Consider the following 16987-nt stretch of genomic DNA (forward strand, 5'->3'; position numbering starts at 1 on the left):
GGGTAGCACGTCCTCTTCCGGAAGATATGCCGTCCAACGAAGAACTGTTCGGTGACTTCTTCAAACCGGGTATGGACGAAGAATAAGAGCCTGGAAAGCAGGAGTCTGCAGTAAAATAAGATTGATAGTGAAAAGTGATAGTAAAGCATTAAGACTCAGATCGTGAATGAATAAAAACGCCTTCCCACCTGGAAAGGGCAGGGCGTACGGGACTGAAGCACCCCCTCACGTGTTTCAGGCCGTTAACAACAAAGACAGGTTGCAGAGCAGCGGACAGCTCTGCAGCCTGTTTTCGTTGTTAACGGCACTCCGGCGGGAAGATACCGTGCCCGTTACTGTTCACACCGCATTGCGCTGTGAACAGTAACTGTGCTCCGCCGCAATGACCGCCATAATTGACAGATACCGGAAACTGCAATATACTTTAACAAAAACAGAACAATCCGCGCCGCACCGCCGGGACGCCCTGCAAAAGAGCGGATTCTGAAAGGAAAATTCACATGAAACATACCTGTATCGTCATATCGGTGGCGGATGTCAACGCCGCGAGGAAGTTTTACGAAGATTTATTCGGACTGGAGGTTTATCAGGATTACGGCATCAATATTTCGTTTACCTGCGGTTTAGCCCTTCAGCAGGATTTTGACTGGCTTGTGAATCTGCCGAAAGAGAAAGTGATGAAGAATTCCAATAATATGGAAATCTGCTTTGAAGAAACGGACTTTGACGGCTTTATGGAGAAACTCAAAGCGTATCCCGACATTGAATATCTGGGAGATGTGATTGAGCACGGCTGGGGCCAGCGCGTCGTCAGATTCTATGATTTGGACAGCCATATAATTGAAGTGGGCGAGGATATGAAAATGGTAATTAACCGTTTTCTGGATTCCGGCATGACGATGGAGGAGGTGTCGGTGAGAATGGACGCTTCGGTTGAAGACTTGACAAAGCTTCTTAAAGCATAAATAAAAAACAGAGCGCTTTGCCTTACCGGATGCCGGTAACGGAGCGCTCTGTTTTTTTCTATTGGTAATTAATTAATCGAAATGATTCATATAAAATTTCCGGTTTTTCCTTATACATACTTTATTCCCGACTTTGGCTGCTGACCGGGAACCCGTTCTGAATCCCGCCTACATATGGTGGATAAAGGTGGAGAGAAGGTCGGCCGGAAGCTGTCCCGGAGCCGATGATTTACCTGCGGTTCCGAAGGTGATGCAGGAGCCGAAGACGCTGCCGCATACACGGCTTACCGCGCCCTGTCCGCCCATGGACATGGTGACAACCGGAGTCTCTTTGTGCTCCTCGTGCATGGTCAGGGTGGCGTCGAGCAGAGTCAGGACATCCCTTGCGCTCTGCGGCGTAACTGCAAATTTAACAATGTCTGCGCCAAGCTGCTGCATCTGGCAGAGATGGTGTACAATCCTGTCTTTGGAAGGCGTGGAAGAGAAGTCATGAAGGGAGCCTACAATCTTTGCCCCGGATTCATGGGCGGCATCCCGGATGACGGCCATCGTATCGTCGCCTCTGGACAGTTCCACGTCGATCAGATCCACAAGGCCGCTGCGGCTCGCGGAAGTGAGAACGCTTATGTAGTCCTCGGTGGAAATCTCCAGCTTGCCTCCTTCCACACTCGTTCTAATGGTAAAGAGGATTGGAGCGTCGCCTAACTGTTCGCGGAGATATGTCATGGCCTTAAATCGGAATTCATAATCTTCAATATCTTTATAAAAATCGGCACGCCATTCAACAAGGTCAAAGGGAGCGCTTTTCATTTTTTCAACGGATTCTTTCAGTTCTTCAAAGTTTGTATCCGTAAGCGGGATACAGATTTTCGGGATTCCTTCTCCGAATACGACATTTCTGATTTTTACGGTTTCTGACATGGCAATTTTCTCCTAAATAAATTAAAACAAAGGGTTCTGTTAAATGTTGGTTACAGTATAAATGCAGAACCGATTTAAGTCAAGAGTTTTTTGCGTTAAACTATTAAAAATTAATGCGTTAAAGTGGAAACTGATCTATGAATAAAACAGATAGGTTGGTGAAAACGTTCAATTGGATATTTTACTCATTATTCGGTATGATATTTCTATAAGAAAAAGCCTGATGGGGCGACGAATTTAAGGCAATTATGCCAAAAAGGAGAGGTAAAGATGACAAAGAATGTAAAGCCGGTTGTAATCGGAACAATAGGGGCAGGTTACGCTGCGTACCTGCACGGCAACGGATATGAGAAAGTAAGCGGCGTCCCGGTACGTCTGAAAACCATCTGCGACGTGAAACTGGAACTGGCTGAAAAGGTGAAAGAGCGCTACGGCTACGAGCAGGCAGTCACCAGCTACGAGGAGATGTTAAAGGATCCCGAGATCGATGTGATCGATATCGTGACGCCTCCATTCCTTCACTGCTCCATGGCTATCCAGGCTTTAAAGGCCGGAAAGCACGTCATCTGTGAAAAACCTCTGACCGGATATTTTGGACAGCGCGGTGAAGAGAACGTGGGCAAGAGCACACCAAAGTCCAAGATGTTTGAGGAAGTTATGAACACGATGGACGAGCTTAAGAAGGTCGTGGACGAATGCGGTAAAAAGTTTCTCTATGCGGAGAACTTCGTATATGCAACTCCGGTACAGAAAGCGGCAGAGATTCTGCGCGCCAAGAAGAGCAAAGTGCTTTTCATGAAGGGTGAGGAGAGCCTGAAAGGTTCCAGTTCCCCACTTGCCGGCAAATGGAACGGAACAGGCGGCGGCACATTAATCCGTACGGGCTGCCATCCGCTGTCCGGTATGCTGTGGTTAAAACAGCAGGAGGCCGAGGCGCGCGGCGAGAAGATTACCGTTAAGAGCGTAACGGCGGACTGCGGCGTTGCTACCGCATGCCTGACGGAAGACGAACACCGCCACATTTCCGCACGTCCCGAGGACGTTGAGGATTTCGGCACCGTAACCGTAACATTTTCCGACGGAACAAAGTGCATGACAATCGCCAGCGATACCGTGCTCGGCGGCACCAAGAATTACATAGAAGTATACAGCAATGACAATGCCCTAATGTGCAACATCACTCCTACCGACATCCTGAACACCTATTTCCTGGATGAGGACGGTCTGGAGGATGTAACCATCTCCGAGATGCTCCCGGCAAAACTCGGATGGAACAAGGCCTTTGTATCCGACGAGATTATCCGCGGCTACATGGGAGAGCTGCAGGATTTCGTGGAGACCATTGCCTATGACAGGGCTCCATCCTCCGATTTTGCACTGGCTTATGAGACGATGAAAGTTGTTTATGCCGCTTATCAGTCCGCTGAAGAAGGACGCAGGATTGATTTCTAATATTTGTTTACGTTGAGATGAGGTCCAGCCCTCATCAAAAGAGAGAAGCTTCGCTCCGGTTCATACCCGGTGTGTGGGCTTCTCTTTTTTTGATAACACCTCCGGGCGCTGCGGCCGGAAATGTGAAAATCGTGTCATGAAACGGAAGGGATAAATAGTGATTGAGTTACAGGGCCGGATTGTCTATAATAATCAACAGGAAGGTTTTTATTATTTTGACGGTATTTTGCGCGGCCGGCTTTATTGCGGCTGTTCAGATTGGAATAATGCCTGCAAAAACGGAAATCGAATAGAATTGGGGGAATGATAATTGAATTTTGTAGATTTACAGTGTTTTCTGGCTGCGGCAGAGGAAATGAGTTTTACGAGGGCAGCCGTCCGGCTCTATATGAGCCAGCAGGCGCTGAGCAGCCATATTGCGAAGCTGGAGACATATTATGAGACAAAGCTGTTTGACAGGCAGCCTCCGCTGACTCTAACGGAAACCGGAAAGGCACTTCTCCCTTATGCAGAAAAAATTTTAAACCAAGGGGAGGAGGCCGGCAAGGTAATACAGGATATCAGAGATTTTAGGCAGAGTGGCCTGATAATCGGAATTCCGAATTATACAGAAGATTTAATCCTGCCGGCGCTGCTTCCCGCATATTATAAAAAATTCCCGGGTGTTCATGTTCAAGTTGTAGAACAGAAAATGAGTACACTGAAAGACATGCTGTACAAGGGAAAGATAGACCTGCTTTTCGATCATGGAATTCAGGATGAAGAACTGGTAAAGCGGAAACAGTTGTTTCGTGACAGTTGGATGATTGTTGTGCCTAAAACAATTTTCACGGAATATTTTTCTGCTGAAGAACAGAGGGAGTTATTAAAAAGCGATACACAGCCGTTGAGTAAGTTTAAAAAATGTCCATTTATCAGGATGTCCGGCGGAACTACAGGAGGAGATTTGGAAGAGAGGTACTTCCAGGAGAGAGAATTAGAACTTCCTGTAGTGATGGAACTCAGTAATATCCAGGCTAAGGTTTCTTTAAGCATGGCGGGGTTGGGCGTGACGATGTGTCCGGAGGTGTATCTTCAGGAACCAAGGATGGATAGAAAGAGCAGAAAACAGTTGGTTTGTTTTTATCTGGATTATCCGGAAGCCAATAATTATCTGGCGGTCAGTTATTTAAAAAATAAATATTTATCCAGGGCATCCAGGGAGCTGATTGCAATGGCAACGGAATTGTTTTCCGAAAGAAAGGGCGAAGTACTGTAAGTAAACGGTAATTCGCTCTTTTTTACAGCCGTTTCTTGTGAGTAGACAAGAGAAAGCTGTTGGAAAAGGAAGAAAACAACCGTTATAATCAGGTTAAAGAATTAAAAATCAGGAAGAAGAACAGGAGAGATTATGAAGTATAATTTTGATGAAATCATAGACCGCAGCGGCACACAGTCGGTAAAGTTTGACTTTCGCCCTGCAGGAGCGTCCATGGATACGGTTCCAATGTGGATTGCCGATATGGACTTTCCGTGCGCAGAACCGGTTATCAGGGCTCTTCACGGCCGGGTAGACCGGAAAATATTCGGGTACAGCAGCAATGATGTGCCGGAATACAAAGAAGCAGTGGCTGGATGGTACAATAAGCGTTTTGGATGGACGGTTGACGGGAAGAATATTTTTTACAGTCCAGGTGTTATGCCGGCATTCAGCGCACTTGTCAATGTTCTGACGGAAGAGGGAAACGGAATTGTCATTCAGAATCCGGTGTACAATCCCTTTGCAAGCACCGTTGAGTTAAATAACAGAATTGTGGTAGATGTTCCGTTAAAGAATACGAACTGTGATTATGAGATGGACTATGAGAATCTGGATAAAACGCTTGCAAATCCAAATAACCGTATTCTGGTAGTCTGCAGCCCTCATAACCCGGTAGGGCGCGTATGGACGGTGGAAGAACTGAGGAGGGTAACAGAAATCGCAAAGAAGTATGGAACTTGGATTGTCTGCGATGAAATCCACAGTGATATTGTGAGAAAAGGGGTTGTCCATACTCCGCTTGCAAAGGCCTGCCCGGATTATTCAGAGCATATTATCGTATGTACCGCACCGAGTAAAACGTTCAACCTTGCAGGAATTCATGCATCCAATATTGTAATATACAATGAAGAACTTCAGAAGAAATTCAGCAGTTATCTTTATTTACGTGTCGGTCTCTGGAAACCCAATGCGTTTGTTGTGTCGTCCACAATCTCTGCCTATACAGAGGGAGAGGAATGGCTGTCTCAGGTGCTGGAATATATTGATGGAAACATTGATTATGCATGTGAATATATTCAGAAGCACCTTCCAAGGGCCAAAGTAAGACGTCCGGAAGGAACTTACCTTCTCTGGGTAGACCTGCGCGGTTACATTGCAGATGGAAAAGCTCTGGAGGATGTGATGCAGAATAAGGCAAAACTTGCTCTTGATGAAGGCTATGTATTCGGAAAAGCCGGAGAAGGATTTGAGCGGCTGAATCTGGCGTGTCCGCGTTCCGTAGTACAGGAATGTTTAAAAAGAATGCGGTTTGTATTAGAAGGAGAGGCATAATAAAATGGCGGCGGTTCCACGGATATAAAATCTATGGAGCCGCCGCCTTTGCACTCGGGACAAACAAAGGCCGGACAGCAATATACTTCTGATTTATAAGCGCTGGAGATAATTGAAAGCAATTCTGCTTAAAACTCGCCCACCGACCGTAATTGCACGTTCATCAAAGATTGTAGAGCCGTTGTGCAGTGGAAACCGGGTCTGCGGCAGTTCGTTGGCTGTTCCCAGCCGGAACATAGCACCTGGAATCAGATCCAGATATCGGGCAAAATCTTCGGATCCCATGGATGGCGTTTCCAGATAAGTGACGTTACCGGCGCCTAACTCATCAATACCTGCCTGTTCAATCATGGAGAATACGTGATCGTCGCAGATAACGGGCTGTCCGCCTCTCTGGTAATCAACCGTACAGGAGGCACCCATAGATGCGGCGATATGAGTGGCGGTATCGGTAATTCGTTTTTCGATCATATCACGGATTTCCGGAAGGAAAGTCCGTACCGTGCCTTCCATAGATGCTTCATCAGGAATGACATTGGGCGCAGGGCCGCCGTTGAATTTACCGATAGTAATAACTGCAGATTCCAGCGGGGGTACATTTCTCGATACGATTGACTGAAGCTGGGTCAGAATATAGGCGGCAGTGAGAACGGGATCTACACTTTTATGGGGATGGGCTCCATGTCCGCCTTTTCCGTTGACCGTGATGCGTATACGGTCGGCGGAGGCCATAAGCGGGCCTTTACGGATTCCGATGTTTCCACCCGGAACCTCCGGCCAGGTATGAATGCCGACAATCATCTGAGAGGGATATTTTTCAAAGAGACCCGATTCGATAATCTCCTTTGAACCTCTGCCGATTTCTTCGGCAGGCTGGAAGATGAAAATGACTCTTCCATCCAGCCTGCCACGGATCTCACTTAAAATTCTTGCGCAGAACAGCAGCGCGGTTGTGTGAATATCGTGACCGCAGCTATGACAGACTCCCTCGACCTCGGAAGAAAAAGGAAGTCCTGTATTTTCTGCCACCGGCAGTGCGTCAATATCAGCGCGGAACATGATACTTTTTTCTGCTTTTTCCGGATTCAGAATGAAAACAGCGCCGGATGCAAGCGATATATCAGCTTCTGTTAGTCCATATTCAAGACATTTTTTCCGAATGAGTGCGGTGGTGTTTTTCTCCTCCATAGATAATTCGGGATGTTTATGGATATACCTGCGAAGTTCTAGCATTTCCTCCCGATGCAGGGAGGAAAGCTGCTCAATTTGATTTTCCATAGTTTTGTCTGCTCCTTTTTATGCTGTTTCTTTTTTGGGGGCGGTACGTCCGAAGAGAATGAAACCGGCCACAATAAGGACAATAAAAATAACGGATGTTATGCCAAGTACCAGGAATGGCGCCGACATGACAGCGATAACTCCGATGGTGTTGTAGGGCTGCTGCCAGAAGGAGCCGATGGTGCTGGAGCCGGAAACACCCTCAGTTGCCAGTGTGTCGCCTTCCGGATCCATGATATTGATCAGGATAAGCCCTGTAGTCAGGGAACCTGTACACTGACCGAAGATACCGGCGGCAAATTCAAACCAGTTTTCTTTATACCATTTCTTTGCAAGAAAAATGGTAAGGAATGCAGTAAGAGCGCATACAACAACCGTAGAAAGGAGGATCGGAATAAGGAAATCTGCAAAAACACTGAGGCGTAATCTGACAATAGACTGTACGACAATAAAATCTCTGCAAAGGCCGGAGATCATACGTATGGTTCCACGGTCAATATTTTCGTTGTATTTTGTTTTGGAAAGTCCAATGCCGATTACAGCGCCTACGACAAGGCAGGTTGTGTGAAGCGGAATTTTAGACCAGAATGGGAATACCGCAATCATAAATTCATGGAATAGATCGGAGATTCCAATCACAAGACCAATAGCCATAACCTGGAAAGCCAGCGGACTCATAACGCCGGGATTTGTGACAGCTTTGGCGATTGGCCGTCTCTCCTCCGGGGCCAGAAGACCTGTAATTTCACTTGCCGCACGTTCGCCTTCATTATGGGCTTTTCGGATGGAATATCCTCTTTTGATTCCCCAGTTGACAAACCACATTCCGCAGATGAGTGCAATATACATACCAATAGTGGCATACACCAGGGCGATCGCTGTAGCGTCTGCCCAGCCTTCAGTTTCAAATACGCCTCCCATGATTGCAGCGGAGGATGGTCCGCCGTAGAAACCGGCAACCGGAAGCAGACCGGAGGCGATTGGAAGATCTGTCATAAATGTGGCGAGTCCCAGGGCAATCAGGATTCCGACGATAACCTGCATCATAAAAACAGATCCGGTCAGGCAGGTGGTACACAGAATGTCACGTCCAAAGCTTCCGGCATTTGTTGATCCGAGGAAGGTGCTGGCGAAAATGATAACCAGAAGAAAATTGGACCACTGTCCGAAACCGGTAGAAAACGTCAGACATATGGGAGAAAATTTCCCGAGAACCTGCGGCCCAATAAGAAGACCGATGACACCTGCAATTAGTCCAATATTGATGTAATACTTATGTGCAAACTTTAAATGCGGACGTATCAGGAAGGCCAGCATACAGAGAAAGCTGACTTTGCTGATATCCAGTAAGAAATCGGTTAGCGTAAATACTTCTGACATGGTAACTCCTCCTGATTAAAGCATTGTTTTTTATAATATTCTACGATTCGGTTTACGCAGCGTGTGAAGATTTCTTCCCCCTTTGCAGCGGTAGCGGTTGTGGAATCTCCAATAGTTCCATTTGGTGTCCGGTCTGTGAATTTACCGTACTGTAAGATATCGCGGTCTTCGCTCATACCTGTCGGTTCTACACGGGATAATTCATTCATGTCTACTAATTCCGGATATAAATACATAAATACGGATGTTCCGCATTCGCTGGCATGGCCGTGGCACATCGGGCCGGAGTAATCAAAAATACCTTCGCAGTGCGCCTGTGTAAATCTCCACCAGTCTATCTGAAATGCTTTTAATCCCTCAAGATGAGCGATATTCTTCTTGATGACATAACTGGCGGTATCGGCATTGCCGGCATGGCCTGTGAGAAAGATGAAGTTTTTCATACCGTCGGAAATTAATTTTTTTACAAGCCAGTCCATGTAATCTTCCAGGATTTTGCGCGGCATTGCAAAAGTGCAGGAGAAGGCGCTTAGAGCGGCTGACTCTCCACACTCAACGGTAGGAGCGATAACAGCGCCAATTTGATCGGCGACGCGTTCGGCGCAGGCCTGCACGGCTAAAAGGTCACTGCCCATGGGAAGCTGCGGTCCGTAAATTTCACAGGCGCCGGTTGTAATGATTACCGTAGGATTTTTTTCAATCCTGGCACAATATTGTTTTCCGGTTAGTTTTTTGATATAATTTGTCATATATATATATCCCTTTCGAAGATTTATTGTTGAGGTAATGATAACATAGCCAAATCAGAATGGGAAATGCAACAAAAACATGGCGTAATGCATAAAACGAATGCTATCATTGAGGGATTATTTATGGATATTAATTCACTGCAATGTTTTTTAAGCCTTGCACAGTATTTGAATTTTACAAAAACCGCTGAAAAAGAGCATCTGACCCAGTCATCACTCAGCCGCAAAATTTCTGTTCTTGAAAATGAACTGGGAATTCGGCTGTTTGAACGGGACAGCCATCAGGTTACACTGACAGAGGCGGGGAAAGAGTTTTATTATGATACGTCAAAATATATGGAATCCTACTATGCCGCAGTAACCCGGGCTCAAAATATCCAGAATGGATTTAAACGTTCGTTAAATATTGGAATCGGTTTGTATGAACAGGATCTTTTGTCCGGATTTCTTCCGGGCTTTATGAAGAGACACCCGGAGATTGCACTGGGGTGTTACCAGTATTCCTATCTGGAATTAATGGAACGTTTTGAAGAGGGGCTTGTAGATGTCATTCTTACTGAGGATAAGTATTTCAATAAATTTAACCTTTCTAAAGCCGATGTCCGCCTGATTAACGATGCTCCCTGGATGTTGGCGGTAAGTGAACGCGACCCGATATCCGATATTCCGGTGCTTGGCCGTGAAGAGCTGGAAGGAAAAACGATTGTTACGATGTCTGAGGAACCGGCACAGGAGCTTTTAGAAGGTTACAGACTATTGGGTAATTTTAAAAATATCATTTATGTAAATTCATTTGCATCCAAGATGCTGATGGTGAATTCGGGACTGGGGATCAGCATAATTCCATCCTTTGTTAATACCGGAGCGTTTGCCGGAATCCGAAAAAAGATGGTCAAAGAATCCTATTGCCCTAAGACGTTTTATCTGGTGCTACGCAGACAGCCGGAAAAGAACGATGCCTATGTTTTTGCTGAGGAGTATATGGCTGCTGCGGTCTCGATTTCAGATAAAAAGTAGGCACTGAAGAAGACCGCGGGATTGATTTCCAGTAACTGTTTGTTTGCGCTTTGATGAGGTCCGGCCCACGTTAGAAAAAAGAGAAGCTTCGCTCCGGTTCATACCCGGTATGGAGGCTTCTCTTTTTTTGAGCTGCAATAGAAAATCCGTGCATCATCCGTCGGCCTGGGAGGCGATCAGGGAGATCAGTCCCTGAAGCTGAGGTGAAATCCATTTATTCTTGTAGTAAAAGAGCTGGCTTAAAAACCGTACGGGCGGAACGTCGGCCTGAATGACCGCGAGCTTTCCCGAATCAACGAAAGAGCGGACCGCATATTCGGGGAGATAGGAAATCCCAAGGCCCTGTTTTACCAGGGTTATGATAAAACCGGTGTTGTCGATGGCCATATAGGGCTGCACCAGCAGATTTTGCGATGCCGCCAGTTCCTCCAGGGCGTGCCTGTAAAGGCCGATCTTTTCGGTCAGTATCAGGGGCTGTTCCAGAACCGCGCTCAAAGGAACATTCTGCCGTCCGGCCAGCGGATGCCCGGCGGTGCAGACGAACACCAGGTTTTCCAGATTGGCATAGGCCCTGATACAGTCGCGCTCCACGATTTTGCGATCCAGCACAAAGATAATATCCAGTTCATTTCTCTTCAGCATGGCAAAAAGCTCCTGGGACGGCGCCGTCTTGAAATCCAGGGTAACGTTGGGGAATTCACCGGAATATTTGGGCAGCAGGGGAAGAAGTACGGCGGAAAAGAGGGATTCCAGGGTTCCGATGCGCAGGTTTCCCCTGATGTTATGCGGCTCTACACCCAGTAACTTTGATTTTTCCGACAGGCTGTCCATCTCATTTGCATAGGCCAGAAACTGCTGTCCCAGGGAGGTCAGGGAAACGCGTTTCCCGATGCGGTCAAAGAGAGGAAACCCTAGTTCCTCCTCAAGCTGCCGGATCTGAGTGGTTACTGTGGAGGGTGCATACCCCAGTTCCTCTGCGGTCCGAGCAAAATTCCCCAGGGCGGCAGCCCGGATAAAAGTCGAGATATTTCTTAATTCCATATTGGATCCCCCCCTATAATTCGAAAATATCGAACGATATATTCTAAACCGTTCGTTTTACAAAATGATATACCCGTACTATAATCAGAATCATCAAAGATGTTTACAAATTCAGCGCTGAGACGGTAACCATCGGCTGCTCCAATTATATCATATTCACTGCGGATTATAACAGGAGCAGACAGTTTATTCAATTGTAGTTTTAACAACACGGTGAAAGAAGGATTGGATTATGGGAAGAATGGAATATTTAAAAGATATGCCAATCGCCGTTCTCGGCGGGGGTGCGGTAGGTAAAACATGTGCGGCCGATATGAAGCTGGCCGGACGCGAGGTAAGACTTTACGACATGATGCCGTTTGCGGAGAATACTCTGGCAAACCTGGATAAGACGGGAATTCTCCTGGACGGCGTGCAGAGAAACCTGTACTGCTTCGAGCGTTCCGGAAGAGCTTTTCTGGACATGGTAAGCAGTGACATGGGAGAAGTGGTAAAAGGCGCGGGACTCATAGTTGTTGCGGCTCCGGCATTTGCACATGAACCGTTTTTCCGCGAGCTGATTCCTCATCTGGAGGACGGGCAGGTGATACATATCTTTACGGATAACTATGCCTCATTAATCCTCCGCAGAATGATGCGTGAGATGGGCTGTACGAAGAAGGTTATTATCGGAGGCTGGTCTTCGGCGCCTTACGGCACGCGTATTGAATCCATTGGAAAATTCGTATTTCCCCATGTCGGCGTAAAATACCGTGCAATCACACTGCGCGGGGCAGCTCTCCCGATGTCGGACATCGATGATTTTATGGAGTCATCCAAATACCTTCCATGTATCGATGCCGTTACGCAGGGCAACGGCCCGGAGGCCGGAAATACGGTGCTTGATATCGGATTCTCCAATATCAACCCGGTTATCCACGTACCGGCAACGGTTCTCGGCGTATCGACGATGGAGAACTGGGGCGTGATATTCGGCGGGTATGATAAGACCAAATATTCCATGTACTGCCATGGCCTCTGCCCGTCCATCTGTGAAGTCCAGTACCAGTTCTTTGAGGAAGAGAAAGCGCTGGCAAAGGAAATCGGCGTAGGAACGCCTACTTACGCATATGACTCCTTCTTCTCACGCCGCAGCGTGCTGACCCAGGAATATATGGGACTTGACAAAGACGGCAAGGATAATGTGGTATTCCCGCTTGATCAGCCGTCCGATGAGGGCAACACAGGCCCTAACAACATCAATCACCGCTATCTGACGGAGGATGTGCCGGTGGGCTGTAAGATTTACCATGATTTAGGCGTTCAGTACGGAGTTCCTACCCCGGTCATCGATTCCATGATTGTTCTGGCAGGCGCAATGCACAAGAAGAGTTTCTTTGCAACAAGCAAATATAATCTGGCTTACCTGGGCATTGACAATATGCCGAAGGAAGAGCTGCTGGCATATCTCAACCAGGGCGTTTACAGCCGCTAGGACGGCATTGCAGTACAGAGTCGGAATTTTATGCAATGACGTACCGGGAAGAGATACGGAAAAACGGCCGCTGTCCATGGCCCTTGGCCCTGCGGTTACAGGGGTGTTACACGCAGGAGGTTATCAGGAATAAGCCGTGGACGGCAGCATATTGAGAGGAATTTTTATGGAGTTTACTGTTGATTATCGAGTCGAGGATTATATATTAAACACAAAATGGGATTCATTTCCCGATAATATCAGGGAGCGGGCCGTCGTGTGCGGAATCGATCTGATGACGGCTCTCATTATAGGGAGCCGGGGCGGGCAGTTTGCCGCCGGAACCCGTCTGGCAAAGAAGATAGGGGCATTGGGAGAGACCGCAGCGGTTGGGACAGCGGAAAAGTATAACCTTCTGGGTGCAACGATTGCCATGTCACACGCGTCGAATTCCTTTGATATTGACGACGGACATAATATGATAAAAGGCCATCCGGGAACCTCTTTTGTGGCCGGAATCCTCGCAGCCGGACTGGAAAAGGACATTTCTTACAGAGAGTATCTCACGGTGCTTGTGACGGCCTATGAGACGTCAATCCGCTGGGCGAAGGCCATGCAGAACCACTACGGTTATCTGCACAGCACAGGCGCTTACGGCGCCTACGGGACTGCGGCCGGAGCGGGAAGAATCCTGGGACTGGACAGAGCGCAGCTTAACAATGCCCTGTCCATTGCGGATTTCCACGCGCCGATGACGCCGGTGATGCGTTCGGTCGAATATCCTTCCATGAATAAAGACGGTGTCCCTTTCGGTTCACTTGTCGGAATGACGGCCGTGCTTGAAACACTTGCCGGGAGCAGCGGCGTGGGAAATATCCTGGAAATGCCGGAATACCGCGGCCTGACGGAGACCCTGGGTTCAGACTATGAAATCATGAATCTGTATTTTAAACCATACACGTGCTGCCGCTGGGCCCACCAGCCGATTGCGGCCTGCGTGGATTTGATGGAAGAACATGGTTTTGATGGTGAGGACGTAGAGCTGGTGGAGGTGCATACGTTTGACTCGGCAGCGAGACTGAGCAAGAAGATTCCGGAGTCTGCGGATGAGGCCCAGTATAATATCGCATGGCCGGTGGCATCCGCGCTTGTATTCGGCGACGTCGGTTTCAAACAGGTGCACGAAAGCGCGCTGGGCAATCCGAAAGTTCTGGATATGATGAAACGCCTGAAGTTCAGCGTAGATGAGGAAATAGACAGACAGTTTCCGGCAAAACGCCTTGCCTGGGTGAGTATGAAACTGAAGGATGGACGCGAATACCGTTCCAGGGTGTATGAGGCTCCCGGAGAGCATACGGATCATGTGGATCTGAAATGGATCACGGATAAATTTATACGGATTACAAAACCGATGCTGAAACCGGAAGATCAGACGGAAATCATCAGCCGGCTGTCCAACGATTTGGATGTGCCGCTGCGCAGCCAGGTTGCAGGGATCAATCAAATGCTTGGAGTGCAGTAGAAGGTAAATAACAGAAATACGCTGTGCGGCAGGAGAAAAACTGCCGCACGGCCATAAAAGATTCCCCTCGTGTCAATATTGAAACGGTTCACAGAAAAGGTGAGCCGATATCATTCATAATGTGAGGAGAAGCGCTATGAGTTTAAGTCCCTATGATGTATTGATGGATTTTGCCATTATGTCGATTTTATTGTTTGTCGCCCAGTTTTTAAGGGCGAAAGTCACTATTTTCCAGAAGCTTCTGCTTCCGTCATCCCTTGTGGCCGGATTCTTCGGCCTGTTTCTCGGACCCCAGTTTTTAAATGTTCTGCCGTTTTCTTCCGCCATCAGTTCTTATGCCTATCTCCTGGTTGTATTTTTGTTTGCGTCTCTCTTTATCGGAAATGAGGGAGGCGGCTCCTTTAAACAGACCATGGATGAGGTGGGGGATACGTTTCTGCTGAATTCAGGCGTGTACTTTGGACAGTATGCCGCTGCGCTGCTGCTTGGAGGAGGGCTTCTGATGGTGTTGTTCCCTCAGGTTCCCGAGGCATTTGCGATTCTGATGCCGGGAGGATTTATGGGAGGCCACGGAACGGCGGCGGCATTCGGCGGTTCGTTTAAGGAACTGCTAAACTGGGACGAGGCACTCCCAATCGGACAGACGTTTGCCACCATCGGACTGCTGATCGGGGTAATCGGCGGAGTTATTGCAATTAACATCGGCACCAGAATAAAGGCCACCCGCTTTATCAAGACCATGGCGGAGCTTCCGGAAGGCATGAGAACCGGTATGATGCCGCCGAAGGAGCAGGAGTCCATGGGCCGCAATACGGTCAGCCCGATGACGTTAGATCCTCTGACCTGGCACCTGATGCTGGTTCTGATTGCCACCTGCGCCGGTTATTATCTCACGAACTGGCTTCAGGGCCTGTTCCCGTCACTCAGCGTCCCGATGTTTTCGGTCTCCATGATCTGCGGAGTAATCCTCCAAATGATTCTGAAGGCATTAAAACTTACAAAATATGTAGATAAGAACGTGGTAACCCGTATCGGAAGCTCGGCTACCGATTATCTGGTCGCATTCGGCATTGCCTCAATTAAGATTTCCGTTGTGGTCAAATACCTTTACCCGATCCTGCTTATGACGGTGGTGGGAATTGCTTCCGTGGTATTCTACCTTGTGGTAATATCACGCAAACTGTTTCATAATTACTGGTTTGAGAGAGGGATTTTTATATTCGGATGGTCCACGGGCGTTGTTGCCATCGGCGTTACGCTGCTCCGAATTGTGGATCCGGAGTTCAAGAGCAAAACACTGGAAGATTACGGCATGGCCTATGTATTTATGTCCTTTATTGAAATCGGCCTGATTGCCGTCCTGCCGACGATTATTGTCAAAGGCTATGGAATGCTGGCAGGAGGAGCCTGCTTTATCGTATTTCTGATTCTGATGGGTATCTGTGTGAAAAAGTACGGAATCTTTAAAGGAAAAGCAGGAGACTTAAGGCCCGGAGAAGCGGAAACGCTTGGGATAAAGGCGTAAGGCCGGGAAGACTGCGAATCCGGAAAAGGCTGTAAAACGAACCGTGCACGCTTAGAAAAAGGCGCATGCACGGTTCGTTTTGCCTGTTATACCTCCAGGCGTTCGGGGCGGAACTCCCTGATCAGGGTAATCCACTCCTCCATAAAGGGAGGGAGCCATTTATCCCTGCAGTAAAGCACCTGGCTGTAATAGGTCTGTGGCGGGACATCCGCGTTCACTTTCGCCAGACGGTTCTGCTGGAGCATTTCCATCACCGAATACTCGGGCAGGAAGGCGGCTCCGATTCCCGTGCCGATCAGTTCCCCGATTGCGGCTGTGCTGTCCACAATCAACGTGTGTTTCAGCATCAGACCGTGGGAAAAGGCCAGACGGCTCAGTTTTCCGTAGCAGGTGCCCGACAGTTCGGTCACGACAAAGGGATAGGTCAGCAGTTCTTCCAGAGTGACGCCGGTTTTTTTGGCTAGTTCGTGATCGGGGGCCGTGACAAAAACCAGGTTTTCCTTCCGTTTATAACCGCAGTGCAGATCGGGATCCGTATTAAGCTCCCCGGAAATGTAAATCATATCCAGCTGTCCCTGTTTAAGCAGAGTCCGGAGATCGGACAACTGCCCTATTTTTAATTGAATCTCGATATTCTTATAGCGTTCTTGAAAGCGCGGAAAAATATGAAGCGTAGCGGCGGAAAGCAGGGATTCCAGGATTCCGATTCGCAGGCTGCCGCTCATTTCTTCCGGCTTTTTTCCCAGATTATTGACCTGCATTATCGTCTGCAGGATATTATTGGCATAGGCATAAAAGTTTTCACCGTAGGCAGTCAGGGATATCTTTTTACCGATTCGGTCAAAGAGAGGAAACCCCAGTTCCTTTTCCAATTGCTGGATCTGCATGGTAACGGTGGACTGCACATAATTCAGTTCGCAGGCGGCTCTTGTAAAGCTTTTCAGCTCAACCACCCGGATAAAGGTCTGTAAGACTCGTATATTCATAAGACTCCTATATCAAATTATTTGATAATTGACATCAAAAACCATCGTTGGACAAATATATACTACCATATTAGAATTAGCGTGTAAACAGATTACAGTTTATACACTATTTAGAACTCAGGAGGG

General features: G+C 47.8%; 14 protein-coding genes. 8 read left to right on the plus strand and 6 right to left on the minus strand.

Annotation, left to right across the window (positions count from 1 at the left end; all coding sequences use genetic code 11):
- The first annotated feature begins 500 nt into the window (after positions 1 to 500).
- Complete coding sequence (locus tag QZT18_RS14420; RefSeq protein WP_294148695.1) at positions 501 to 965, plus strand: VOC family protein; 465 nt, start codon at positions 501 to 503, stop codon at positions 963 to 965.
- Positions 966 to 1133: 168 nt separating this feature from the next.
- Here the strand turns inward: QZT18_RS14420 and aroD are convergent, their stop codons facing one another.
- Positions 1134 to 1886: a type I 3-dehydroquinate dehydratase gene (aroD, locus tag QZT18_RS14425; protein WP_294148696.1), complete on the minus strand. Its 753-nt coding sequence runs from the start codon at positions 1884 to 1886 to the stop codon at positions 1134 to 1136.
- Between the two features lie 270 nt (positions 1887 to 2156).
- On the opposite strand from aroD, the gene QZT18_RS14430 reads away from it, so the two are divergent.
- The 3 genes from QZT18_RS14430 to QZT18_RS14440 all read left to right on the plus strand — a co-directional run bounded on the left by QZT18_RS14430 (position 2157) and on the right by QZT18_RS14440 (position 5910).
- Positions 2157 to 3338, plus strand: a complete 1182-nt coding sequence (locus QZT18_RS14430; protein ID WP_125141341.1) for a Gfo/Idh/MocA family protein — start codon at positions 2157 to 2159, stop codon at positions 3336 to 3338.
- A gap of 310 nt (positions 3339 to 3648) precedes the next feature.
- Positions 3649 to 4596, plus strand: a complete 948-nt coding sequence (locus QZT18_RS14435; RefSeq protein ID WP_294148697.1) for a LysR family transcriptional regulator — start codon at positions 3649 to 3651, stop codon at positions 4594 to 4596.
- 132 nt (positions 4597 to 4728) lie between these two features.
- On the plus strand, positions 4729 to 5910 hold the full coding sequence (locus QZT18_RS14440) for a MalY/PatB family protein (RefSeq protein ID WP_294148698.1): 1182 nt from the start codon (positions 4729 to 4731) through the stop codon (positions 5908 to 5910).
- A gap of 93 nt (positions 5911 to 6003) precedes the next feature.
- Here the strand turns inward: QZT18_RS14440 and QZT18_RS14445 are convergent, their stop codons facing one another.
- From QZT18_RS14445 to QZT18_RS14455, 3 genes are read right to left on the minus strand one after another with little or no spacing between them, the layout of a single operon-like run.
- On the minus strand, positions 6004 to 7188 hold the full coding sequence (locus QZT18_RS14445; RefSeq protein WP_294148699.1) for a M20 family metallopeptidase: 1185 nt from the start codon (positions 7186 to 7188) through the stop codon (positions 6004 to 6006).
- A gap of 18 nt (positions 7189 to 7206) precedes the next feature.
- Complete coding sequence (locus tag QZT18_RS14450) at positions 7207 to 8568, minus strand: sodium:glutamate symporter (RefSeq protein ID WP_294148700.1); 1362 nt, start codon at positions 8566 to 8568, stop codon at positions 7207 to 7209.
- Positions 8547 to 9317 carry a creatininase family protein gene (locus tag QZT18_RS14455; protein ID WP_294148701.1) on the minus strand — a complete coding sequence of 257 codons (771 nt, stop codon included), beginning with the start codon at positions 9315 to 9317 and terminating at the stop codon, positions 8547 to 8549. Before QZT18_RS14455 ends, QZT18_RS14450 begins: the two co-directional genes overlap by 22 nt.
- Before the next feature lie 123 nt (positions 9318 to 9440).
- Between QZT18_RS14455 and QZT18_RS14460 the strand changes: the two genes are divergently transcribed.
- Complete coding sequence (locus tag QZT18_RS14460; RefSeq protein ID WP_294148702.1) at positions 9441 to 10334, plus strand: LysR family transcriptional regulator; 894 nt, start codon at positions 9441 to 9443, stop codon at positions 10332 to 10334.
- A gap of 153 nt (positions 10335 to 10487) precedes the next feature.
- Here QZT18_RS14460 and QZT18_RS14465 read toward each other — a convergent pair whose 3' ends face one another.
- Positions 10488 to 11375 (minus strand): LysR family transcriptional regulator, encoded by an 888-nt coding sequence (locus tag QZT18_RS14465; protein ID WP_294148703.1) that lies wholly within the window; start codon positions 11373 to 11375, stop codon positions 10488 to 10490.
- Between the two features lie 232 nt (positions 11376 to 11607).
- On the opposite strand from QZT18_RS14465, the gene QZT18_RS14470 reads away from it, so the two are divergent.
- From QZT18_RS14470 to QZT18_RS14480, 3 genes are all read left to right on the plus strand, one after another.
- A complete protein-coding gene (locus QZT18_RS14470; protein WP_294148704.1) occupies positions 11608 to 12849 on the plus strand; it encodes an NAD/NADP-dependent octopine/nopaline dehydrogenase family protein in 1242 nt (413 codons plus the stop codon).
- A gap of 166 nt (positions 12850 to 13015) precedes the next feature.
- On the plus strand, positions 13016 to 14350 hold the full coding sequence (locus QZT18_RS14475; RefSeq protein WP_294148705.1) for an MmgE/PrpD family protein: 1335 nt from the start codon (positions 13016 to 13018) through the stop codon (positions 14348 to 14350).
- Positions 14351 to 14486: 136 nt separating this feature from the next.
- Complete coding sequence (locus QZT18_RS14480; protein ID WP_294148706.1) at positions 14487 to 15875, plus strand: sodium/glutamate symporter; 1389 nt, start codon at positions 14487 to 14489, stop codon at positions 15873 to 15875.
- 86 nt (positions 15876 to 15961) lie between these two features.
- Here the strand turns inward: QZT18_RS14480 and QZT18_RS14485 are convergent, their stop codons facing one another.
- Positions 15962 to 16861 (minus strand): LysR family transcriptional regulator, encoded by a 900-nt coding sequence (locus tag QZT18_RS14485; protein WP_294148707.1) that lies wholly within the window; start codon positions 16859 to 16861, stop codon positions 15962 to 15964.
- Positions 16862 to 16987 lie beyond the last annotated feature (126 nt).

The organism is uncultured Clostridium sp. (genome assembly GCF_900547735.1).
Taxonomy (GTDB): Bacteria; Bacillota; Clostridia; order Lachnospirales; family Lachnospiraceae; genus Otoolea.

Bases quoted from the DNA above. Each gene is read 5' to 3' on its own strand.
- QZT18_RS14450 (WP_294148700.1), bottom strand. From the start codon at position 8,568: ATGTCAGAAGTATTTACGCTAACCGATTTCTTACTGGATATCAGCAAA.
- QZT18_RS14465 (WP_294148703.1), bottom strand. From the start codon at position 11,375: ATGGAATTAAGAAATATCTCGACTTTTATCCGGGCTGCCGCCCTGGGG.
- aroD (WP_294148696.1), bottom strand. From the start codon at position 1,886: ATGTCAGAAACCGTAAAAATCAGAAATGTCGTATTCGGAGAAGGAATC.
- QZT18_RS14440 (WP_294148698.1), top strand. From the start codon at position 4,729: ATGAAGTATAATTTTGATGAAATCATAGACCGCAGCGGCACACAGTCG.
- QZT18_RS14480 (WP_294148706.1), top strand. From the start codon at position 14,487: ATGAGTTTAAGTCCCTATGATGTATTGATGGATTTTGCCATTATGTCG.
- QZT18_RS14455 (WP_294148701.1), bottom strand. From the start codon at position 9,317: ATGACAAATTATATCAAAAAACTAACCGGAAAACAATATTGTGCCAGG.
- QZT18_RS14445 (WP_294148699.1), bottom strand. From the start codon at position 7,188: ATGGAAAATCAAATTGAGCAGCTTTCCTCCCTGCATCGGGAGGAAATG.
- QZT18_RS14485 (WP_294148707.1), bottom strand. From the start codon at position 16,861: ATGAATATACGAGTCTTACAGACCTTTATCCGGGTGGTTGAGCTGAAA.
- QZT18_RS14430 (WP_125141341.1), top strand. From the start codon at position 2,157: ATGACAAAGAATGTAAAGCCGGTTGTAATCGGAACAATAGGGGCAGGT.
- QZT18_RS14460 (WP_294148702.1), top strand. From the start codon at position 9,441: ATGGATATTAATTCACTGCAATGTTTTTTAAGCCTTGCACAGTATTTG.
- QZT18_RS14475 (WP_294148705.1), top strand. From the start codon at position 13,016: ATGGAGTTTACTGTTGATTATCGAGTCGAGGATTATATATTAAACACA.
- QZT18_RS14470 (WP_294148704.1), top strand. From the start codon at position 11,608: ATGGGAAGAATGGAATATTTAAAAGATATGCCAATCGCCGTTCTCGGC.
- QZT18_RS14420 (WP_294148695.1), top strand. From the start codon at position 501: ATGAAACATACCTGTATCGTCATATCGGTGGCGGATGTCAACGCCGCG.